This window comes from Mycobacterium sp. THU-M104, assembly GCF_049197365.1.
Lineage (GTDB): Bacteria > Actinomycetota > Actinomycetes > Mycobacteriales > Mycobacteriaceae > Mycobacterium.
Genome location: NZ_JBMIOP010000178.1, coordinates 1 through 3,808, shown reverse-complemented (window position 1 = coordinate 3,808; position 3,808 = coordinate 1). Strand labels below are relative to the sequence as shown.

General features: G+C 67.8%; 2 protein-coding genes. Both read right to left on the bottom strand.

Features of this window, described 5'->3' with window-relative positions; genetic code table 11:
• Positions 1 to 2,173, bottom strand: a 2,173-nt coding sequence (locus ACOJVU_RS14315) for a fatty acid synthase subunit beta domain-containing protein (RefSeq protein ID WP_421530378.1), incomplete at its 3' end; no start/stop codon positions are given.
• A 454-nt stretch (positions 2,174 to 2,627) separates the two neighbouring features.
• A complete protein-coding gene (locus ACOJVU_RS14310) occupies positions 2,628 to 3,347 on the bottom strand; it encodes a DUF1906 domain-containing protein (RefSeq protein ID WP_421530377.1) in 720 nt (239 codons plus the stop codon).
• Between the last annotated feature and the right edge of the window lie 461 nt (positions 3,348 to 3,808).

Sequence of the window (3,808 nt, the reverse complement as noted above, 5' to 3'; positions counted from 1 at the left end):
CGCGCCGCTCGGCGACCGCCTCGGCGTCACCGGCGACCTCGTCGAGCAGCCGGCCGCAACGCGAGGCGCTGTTGTCGATCTCGTGGATGTCGGCACCCAGCTGGCTGCGGCTCGACGCCATGCCGCCCAGGGCTTTGCCGGCGCTGATCCACTGGTCGGTGCCCTGGGTTTCCACCAGCATCCGCTTGACCGACGGCGACGTGGTGGCCTCGAGCGTCGCCATCGCCGCGGTGCCGACCAGGATGCCGTCGACCGGCATCGACGGGAAGCCGTAGTTCTGCGCCCAGCGTCCGGACAGGTAGTCGGCCGCCCGCTCGGGGGTGCCGATGCCGCCGCCGACGCAGACGGTGATGTTGGGACGCGACCGCAGCTCCGAGTAGGTGGCCAGCAGCAGGTCGTCGAGGTCCTCCCAGGAGTGGTGGCCGCCGGCACGGCCGCCCTCGATGTGCACGATCACCGGCTTGGTGGATACCTCGGTCGCGATACGGATGACCGAACGGATTTGCTCGATCGTGCCGGGTTTGAACACGACGTGGTTGATGCCGACGTCGCCCAGCTCGTCGATCAGCTCGACGGCTTCCTCGAGATCTGGGATACCGGCGCTGATCACCAGACCGTCGATCGCCGCACCGGATTGGCGGGCCTTCTGCACCAGGCGCCTGCCTCCCACTTGCAGCTTCCACAGGTAAGGGTCGAGGAAGAGCGCGTTGAACTCGTAGGTACGGCCCGGTTCGAGCAGCCCGGCCAACTCCTGCACGCGGTCGGCGAAGATTTCCTCGGTGACCTGCCCGCCGCCGGCGAGTTCGGCCCAGTGCCCCGCGTTGGCGGCGGCGGCCACGATCTTGGCGTCGACGGTGGTCGGGGTCATGCCCGCCAGCAGGATCGGCGACCGGCCGGTCAGCCGGGTGAACTTCGTCGAGAGCTTGACACGGCCGTCGGGAAGGCGCACCACGGTCGGGGCGTAGCCCGACCAGGCGCGGGCCACCTCGGGAACAGCCCCGACGGTGAACAGATTGCGTTGGCCGCCGCGTGTGGCCGCCGGCACGATGCCGATGCCCAGCCCCCGGATCACCGGCGCGGTCAGCCGGGTCAGGATGTCCCCGGGTCCCAGGTCGAGAATCCAGCGCGCTCCGGAGCCGTGCACCCGGGTGATCTCCTCGACCCAGTCGACGGGACTCACCAGGATCGCCTCGGTCAGTTGGCGGGCGAGCTCCACGTCGAGGCCGACCTTCTCGGCCCACGCCCCGACGATGTCGATGCCGTCGGCGAGCCGTGGGGTGTGGAATCCGACCTCGACCTGCACCGGGTCGAAGACCGGCGCGAACACATCGCCGCCACGGATCTTGCTCTTGCGGTCGGCCTCTTCTTTCCCCGAGATCTGGCGACAGTAGAGCTCGAAACGTGACAGCTGCTCGGGGGTGCCGGTGATGACGACGGTACGCCGGCCGTTGCGGATGGACAGCGTCGGAGGCTGCACGGTGCGGACGTCCCGCGCGAACTCGTCCAGCAGGCGTTGGATGCGCTCGGGGTCGGCGTTGCTGACCGACACCATGGGCGGGCGGTCACCGAGCACGGAGATGCCGCGTCGGCGGGCGACCAGCGTGCCCGCCGCACCGATCAGCTGCGCCATGGCCAGCAGCTCGGCGTCTCGGGCGGCCCCGTCTTTCGAGGCCTTGAGGGCCTCGACGGCGAGCACGCCCTGGGAATGGCCCGCCAGGGCCAACGGCGGGGTGGCCGTCAAATCCATGCCCTGGCGCGCCAGGGCGCGCATGGCGGCGATCTGGGTGAGCAGCACCCCGGGGACCGAGACGGCCGCCGACGTCAGGTGCTTGTCCGCGGGAACCGCGTCCTCGGCCGCCAGCGCACGCACCCACTGCAACGGCTCGAAGCCGATCGGGCGCACCACGACCAGTTCCTTGGCCACCGGCTCGAGGAGCAGTTCCACCTCGCCGACCAGCGTCGCCAGCTCGGTCTCGATCCCGGCCGAGGACACCAGTTCCTCGAGCGTCTCCAGCCAGGCGCTGCCCTGGCCGCCGAACGCCACAGCGTACGGCTCCCCGGCCGTCAGACGGTCGACCAGAGCGTGGGCGCTGTACGAGCCGTGCCCGTCGCGGTCGGCGGGCAACTCCCCTCGCTTCGCTGGGGTGCCCCCGTCGTGCTCGTGGATCGTCACCTTGTACGTCTCCCCTGTATGCGTCGTCTATCGGTCTATCGGTCTATCGGTGTCTCAGCGGGTCGGCACCCTGCGCGTCGTCGACGAGCCGGCCCCTGGCCGATCGGCGCGGCGGCCTACGTCGGCTGTAATAAGAGTGTCATAAGGGCGAGTGCCCTTTTTCGCAGCCGATTGGTTACTGGCGAGTTCTACGCACGGGTAACCGTGTCCTGGGTAACACCGGGTTGAACCGCGCGCACGGGCGCAACGAACAAACGTGCTGCATGCAGGTGGTTACGCTCGAGTAGCCATAACTTCGCTGTTCAAAGCGGTTTTGTTATGAAATCGTTATGTTAGGCATTTCGGCCCGCGGTGGCGCTTCGCGCACGAGCAACCTCCCCGGCGCGCGGCCCCAAGGTCTCTGCAACACCCCGCAGTCGACGAAAGTTGATTTGCTGGAGCAGGTGCCGACGGTCTAGATCCACTGCCCGAATCGGGGCTTGAGAATGTGGTTGATGTCCACCCCGACGCCGCCCACTTGGCGCTTGTCGATCTCGACCTGGTGCAGATTCGCGGCCGGATGGGCGTACCCCCTCGGCGAACCCCAGTTGTGCTGCCAGAAGTAGGAGCCCAGACCGTCCTGCAGCGCCCAGTCGATCGTCTTGGAGTTGCCGTACACACCGGTGCGCTGGTGGCCGATCACCGACTCCCAGGAGCGCAGGTAAGGAGCGATCTGCTGCTTGTACTGGTCATAGGACGGGTCGTCGTCGATCGAGGCGTAGATGGGAGCGTCGGGCGGTCCGCCGGCGACGGCGTGCAACTGCATGCCGCGGCGGGCGTGCTGCACACCGGCGGCGGCCCCGCCCAGCCAGTCTGCGGTTTTGCCCTTACCGTACTGGTAGCAGGACACGATCTTGAGCCCATTGCTGGCGAGGTCACGCGCTTCGGCGATCTGGATCGGCTTGCCGAGCATCCAGCTACCCCCGGGCCGCCGATCGGACACGTACCGGATCGATCCCGCCGCCCCGGCCGCCCTGATCTGGCCGGCGGGAATGACACCGGCCGCGTAGTCCAGCAGCGTGCCGAGCGCGGCCGCTGCCGGCGCCGCACGCAGAGATGCTGCCGCGGCGCCGAAACCCACCAGTCCCGGGGCCGTGGCGGCGAGCTTCAGCACATCGCGCCGCGAAACCGACATCGGCTCAGGGTACGACACAACCTCGCCAGACCCATTGACCCCAACAGGCACATATGTAGCGTCGATCACGCGAGCGGCCGTGGTGTTGATCGAGCGCGCCCCGGTCCGTAGCTCCTCCCCGATCACCAGACTGCGCTCAAGCAGAGGGTGAAGCTTCCCGGCGTGTCGACCACCTCGTCGTCGTCGTGCCGAAAATGGGTCGTCCAGCCGCTGCTCGATCCCGCTCTGCGGGAGTGCTGTTGCGGCCCGAGAATCCTCGTCAAAGCGATAGTCGAGCCCGTGCAGCCAAGCCGCGGCGAAACTGTAATTCTGCAGCAGAAGTGCGAGTAGACACCTGCAAATTTACAGTTTCGCGGGTGGGTGATGCTAGCGGGAGTTTCCGGCCTTTGTTGATCGACGGCCTGATTTGCCCTGGTGGGGTTGTGTTTTTGGGCAGGGTTGGTGTATTACCCAACTCGCGG

Coding starts and splice junctions, on each gene's coding strand:
- ACOJVU_RS14310 (WP_421530377.1), bottom strand. CDS start 3,347: ATGTCGGTTTCGCGGCGCGATGTGCTGAAGCTCGCCGCCACGGCCCCG.